Annotated in this window: 5 protein-coding genes; 3 read left to right on the top strand and 2 right to left on the bottom strand. The window is 60.2% G+C overall.

The window, feature by feature from the left end:
- Positions 1-97: 97 nt before the first annotated feature.
- The gene (locus ACW9JE_RS29165; protein ID WP_457434732.1) at positions 98-1,138 is read right to left on the bottom strand and encodes a patatin-like phospholipase family protein; all 1,041 of its coding nucleotides are present in this window, start codon (positions 1,136-1,138) and stop codon (positions 98-100) included.
- Positions 1,139-1,358: 220 nt separating this feature from the next.
- On the opposite strand from ACW9JE_RS29165, the gene ACW9JE_RS29160 reads away from it, so the two are divergent.
- The 3 genes from ACW9JE_RS29160 to ACW9JE_RS29150 all read left to right on the top strand — a co-directional run bounded on the left by ACW9JE_RS29160 (position 1,359) and on the right by ACW9JE_RS29150 (position 3,536).
- Positions 1,359-1,637, top strand: a complete 279-nt coding sequence (locus ACW9JE_RS29160) for a hypothetical protein (RefSeq protein WP_175378661.1) — start codon at positions 1,359-1,361, stop codon at positions 1,635-1,637.
- 89 nt (positions 1,638-1,726) lie between these two features.
- The gene (locus tag ACW9JE_RS29155; RefSeq protein ID WP_457434731.1) at positions 1,727-2,485 is read left to right on the top strand and encodes a CHAD domain-containing protein; all 759 of its coding nucleotides are present in this window, start codon (positions 1,727-1,729) and stop codon (positions 2,483-2,485) included.
- 253 nt (positions 2,486-2,738) lie between these two features.
- Positions 2,739-3,536 (top strand): acyl-CoA thioesterase, encoded by a 798-nt coding sequence (locus ACW9JE_RS29150; RefSeq protein WP_224541783.1) that lies wholly within the window; start codon positions 2,739-2,741, stop codon positions 3,534-3,536.
- A gap of 15 nt (positions 3,537-3,551) precedes the next feature.
- Here ACW9JE_RS29150 and ACW9JE_RS29145 read toward each other — a convergent pair whose 3' ends face one another.
- Positions 3,552-3,917: an Mpo1-like protein gene (locus tag ACW9JE_RS29145; protein WP_224541782.1), complete on the bottom strand. Its 366-nt coding sequence runs from the start codon at positions 3,915-3,917 to the stop codon at positions 3,552-3,554.
- Between the last annotated feature and the right edge of the window lie 230 nt (positions 3,918-4,147).

Genomic DNA, 4,147 nt, shown 5'->3' with positions numbered 1-4,147 from the left:
ACAGTTGATCGACGTCGTGCACAAATTCTGTGTCCAACACCGAACCCTGTGGGAGCGGGCTTGCCCGCGAAGAGGCCCTCAAAGTCACCGAAAAATCTCAGGACTCCCGCTCATTCTCATACCGATCCAGCGTATCCCGCGCAATCTCCCGCCCCAGCGCGATCAGCTCCGGCGCCTTGTAGAACTCGAAAAACCGGCAAACCCGCTTCGGCACGTTGATCAGGATGTCCGGCGGATACCCGGCGATTTTGTACTGCGCCAACGACGTCTGCATCACCTCGAAACTCTGGTTGATCAGGTCCAGCAGAGACGCCGGCCCGACGTTGTCGATGATGAACGAGCCGGTCGCTGATTTCGGCGCGCCGTCGCGCTCGGGAGCGGCGGCCGGTTGTTGGAACTCGGGTTCGGCGGAGTCGATCCAGGGATTGATCTCGGCCGCTTCCACCATCAGCGCCTCCTTTTCCAGCTGAAGCAACTGCTCGGCCTGTTTGCGCCTGAACGGCATTTTTGAGCCGAGTGAATTGACCAGTCTGTCGAACCGGCTTTTGAACGCGGCGGGGCGCTGGATCACCGGCAACTTGTAGTGCCGCTGGTTGGTAGCATTGAGGTTGACCGCGATGATCAGATCGCAATGGCTGGACACCACCGGCACGATCGGCAACGGGTTGAGAATGCCGCCATCCACCAGCATGCGACCGCCCTGCATCACCGGGGTAAACAGGCTGGGAATTGCCGCCGAAGCCCGCATCGCCTGATGCAGGCAGCCTTCCTGGAACCAGATTTCCTGCTGGTTCGTCAGGTCGGTGGCGATGGCCGTGTAGGGGATGCGCAGGTCTTCGATGTTGATCTCGCCGACGATCTTGCGGATCTGTCCGAACACCTTTTCACCGCGAATCGCCCCCAGGCGAAAACTGACGTCTACCAGGCGCAGCACGTCGAGGTAATCCAGGCTCTCGATCCAATCGCGATAGTCATTGAGTTTGCCGGCGGCGTAGATCCCGCCGACCACAGCGCCCATCGAGCAACCGGCAATGCAGGCGATGTCGTAGCCGCGCCTTTCGATCTCCTGGATCACGCCAATGTGCGCGTAACCCCGGGCTCCACCCGAGCCCAATACCAGTGCGACACGCTTTTTCATCAATCGCCCTCACTTCAATGCCTCAACAATGCACCCATCGAGGGGCGCGGTTCAATCGTCGAGGTCGTACGGGACGGTGAAGGCGTCGTTTTTTCGACAGCTTATGGCGGCACTCGATTATTCTCGCCAACGCTATAGTCTACGCGTCCGATGGACGGCACTTTTCCGGCGTCAAACCGTCCTAAGTGCATGACTGTTTCTATCTTTTGAGGTGTAAGTGATGAAAGCTTGGATCTGTGTGCCACTGATTGCCCTGGCACTGGCCGGTTGCGCCGGCAAAACCGCGTATCGCGACAGCTGCGGCAACGAGCTCGATGCGGCCTGGAAGGAGCTGGATCTGGCAAAGGCTGAAGGCTTCGCCGGGAACGTCAGCTACTCCAAGGCGCTGTCGTTGCTGACCGCGGCCAAGACTCAGCAGCAATTCGAAGGGTTTGAGGGCTGCACCAAGAAGGCCGAGAAGGCGCGGTTCTATATTCGTGAGTCGCGAGCGGGGCGTTGAAGGATAAAAGCAGCTTCAGGCTCTAAGCTACAAGTCTGGTCGTCCGGCATCTGAATCTGTTGCTTGCAGCTGTTAATGGAGTAACCCCAATGATTAACCGATTGGTAGCTCACGTCCTGAGCGTTGAAGTTCGGTTGCTGGCCTGTCAGGCACGTTTGAGCGCCCGCACGGATCCGGAAGCCCTGCACGATCTGCGCACCACGGTCCGGCGATTGCGCAGCCTGTTGCGGCCATTACGCGGTTTGCCCGGCGTTGAACAGCTGGAAGCGGCGGCGTCCCATGTCGGTGACCTGACCACGCCGCTGCGTGATCGCGAGGTGCTGGCGGCCTATCTGCTCGAGCATGGTCACGCCGAGGCCGCGCAATGGCGCATGGCGCAGATGGCAAAGGCTTATCCGGCGGTGGCAGAGAGCATCGAGCTTGGACAACTGTTGCTGATTCTCGAAGCCTTTCCGCGCTTTTTACGAGCGGCCCAGCGTCAGGGATTGCTCAAGGGCCTGGGCAAGGTCATCACCAAGCGCCTGGGCAAACAGTGGAAAAAACTCGACGAAGCCCTGCACGATCCCGCCCACGACCGTCATCGCCTGCGCCTGTTGATCAAGCGCGTGCGCTATGGCATCGAGGCCTATCCCGAGCTGGATCGCCTGCCGAAAGCCGCGAAGCCGCGATTGAAGTCAGCCCAAGGCGCGTTGGGCGATTGGCATGACTGCTTGCAATGGCTGGCCCTGGCCGAGCAGGAGGCGGATTTGCAACCCTGCGTCGCCACCTGGAAAACCGCCATGGCCCAGGCTGAACAGCGCGCCGACCGGGTTCTCGACAAGCTCGACAAGGCCTGCTTCCAATCCTGAAGTGAACGCCTATCAAATGTGTGGGGTATTCCAAAACTGTGGGAGCGAGCCTGCTCGCGATTGCGGAGTAACAGTCGACATCATTGTCATCTGATCCACCGCTATCGCGAGCAAGCTCGCTCCCACAGTGGGTTGTGGCAAGCGTGAAACCTGTGCGGCTCATCTGCCGGTCAATTTGGCCGGAATAGGCGCTGTACAGCCTTCGCCGGCTGGTTAAGATCCCTCCATTGTTTTTCATGCCCCCGAGGTTTTCATGCGTTTTTCCGATCTGCTCGACGCTGTCCGCCGCCAGCCGCAGGACCTGTCCATCCCCGCCGGCTGGGCGCAAGGGCGTGCCAGCTTCGGTGGGCTGGTGGCCGCGCTGCAATTTGAGGCCATGCGCGCGAAGGTGCCGGCCGATCGCCCGGTGCGTTCGCTGGCGATTACCTTTGTCGGGCCGGTTGAGCCGGAAGTGCCGGTGAGTTTTGAAGTCGACGTGCTGCGCGAAGGCAAGGCGGTCAGCCAGATTCTCGGCCGGGCGATGCAGAAAGGGCAGGTGGTGACCCTGATTCAGGGCAGCTTCGGTGCCTCGCGGCCGTCGGAGGTTGCGGTTCAGGCTCATCCGGCTCCGGAAATGAAACACTGGGACGACTGTCAGGAACTGCCTTTCATCGAAGGCGTGATCCCGGAGTTCATGCGCCATATTGCGATGCGTTGGAGCGTCGGCGGTCTGCCTTTTACCGGCAACACCTCGCGGCACATGGGCGGTTGGGTGCGTCTGCGCGGCGATGTGAAGGAAGAGCCGGTGAGCGAAGCGCACATCCTGGCCTTGGTGGATGCCTGGCCGCCGGCGGTGATGCCGTTCCTGAAGAAACCGGCGATGGGCAGCACGCTGACCTGGACCATCGAATTCGTTCAGCCGCTGCTCGATCTGAGCACGCTCCACTGGTGCAAATACCTGGTCGAAACGGAACACGCCGCCGATGGCTATGGCCACGCGGCGGCGAAGTTGTGGGATCCTGAAGGGCGTCTGATCGCCATGAGCCGGCAGACGGTCACCGTCTTTGCCTGATCTCTAGTTGGCAAATCAGTGACGACGGTGGCGCTCACGCCAGGCGCGCCACCAGCCGCCACTGAGGAAAAACCGCGGAAAGGTCAGAAACTGCTCGACCAGCAGGCGCGATACCGCGTCCTTGCGATCACTGAACGGCTCGGAAGCTTCTGCTTCCAGACTGTGACCATGGCGCTGCAAACCCAGCGCCGCAATCACACCGACGATGCCGATGGCGAAATTCGCCAGATTCAAGCCGAACACGCCGGAAACAATCAGCAGAAACGCCACGATGAACAGCGGTACGGCGATCAGGTGCAGCACCAGATTGGTCGGGTGCTGGTGATTGCCCGGGTAGGCACGCCATTGCCAGGAAGGAAGGTTGGGGTGACGTTTGCCCATGATGCTGATCCTCAAGTCCATGTTGAACACATGGTTGAAGAATAGGTCCGGTCCAGGCGGGCGGCGAATCAAGGTTGGCTATTGAAGTGATAGGCGTGATGGTCAATGTTGATGTCGGCCGAACTGGCCTTATCGCGAGCAGGCTCGCTCCCACAAGGACACTGCTGACCCCGTAAGAACGAACCCTCCCAAAATACCGCTCAAAAATCAACCATGCCGCGACAACCACC

Source organism: Pseudomonas sp. SDO55104_S430, from assembly GCF_054070595.1.
The sequence above is the reverse complement of the archived record's forward strand: the minus strand, read 5'-3'. Positions and strand labels throughout refer to the sequence as shown.

Coding starts and splice junctions, on each gene's coding strand:
- ACW9JE_RS29155 (WP_457434731.1), top strand. CDS start 1,727: ATGATTAACCGATTGGTAGCTCACGTCCTGAGCGTTGAAGTTCGGTTG.
- ACW9JE_RS29165 (WP_457434732.1), bottom strand. CDS start 1,138: ATGAAAAAGCGTGTCGCACTGGTATTGGGCTCGGGTGGAGCCCGGGGT.
- ACW9JE_RS29150 (WP_224541783.1), top strand. CDS start 2,739: ATGCGTTTTTCCGATCTGCTCGACGCTGTCCGCCGCCAGCCGCAGGAC.
- ACW9JE_RS29160 (WP_175378661.1), top strand. CDS start 1,359: ATGAAAGCTTGGATCTGTGTGCCACTGATTGCCCTGGCACTGGCCGGT.
- ACW9JE_RS29145 (WP_224541782.1), bottom strand. CDS start 3,917: ATGGGCAAACGTCACCCCAACCTTCCTTCCTGGCAATGGCGTGCCTAC.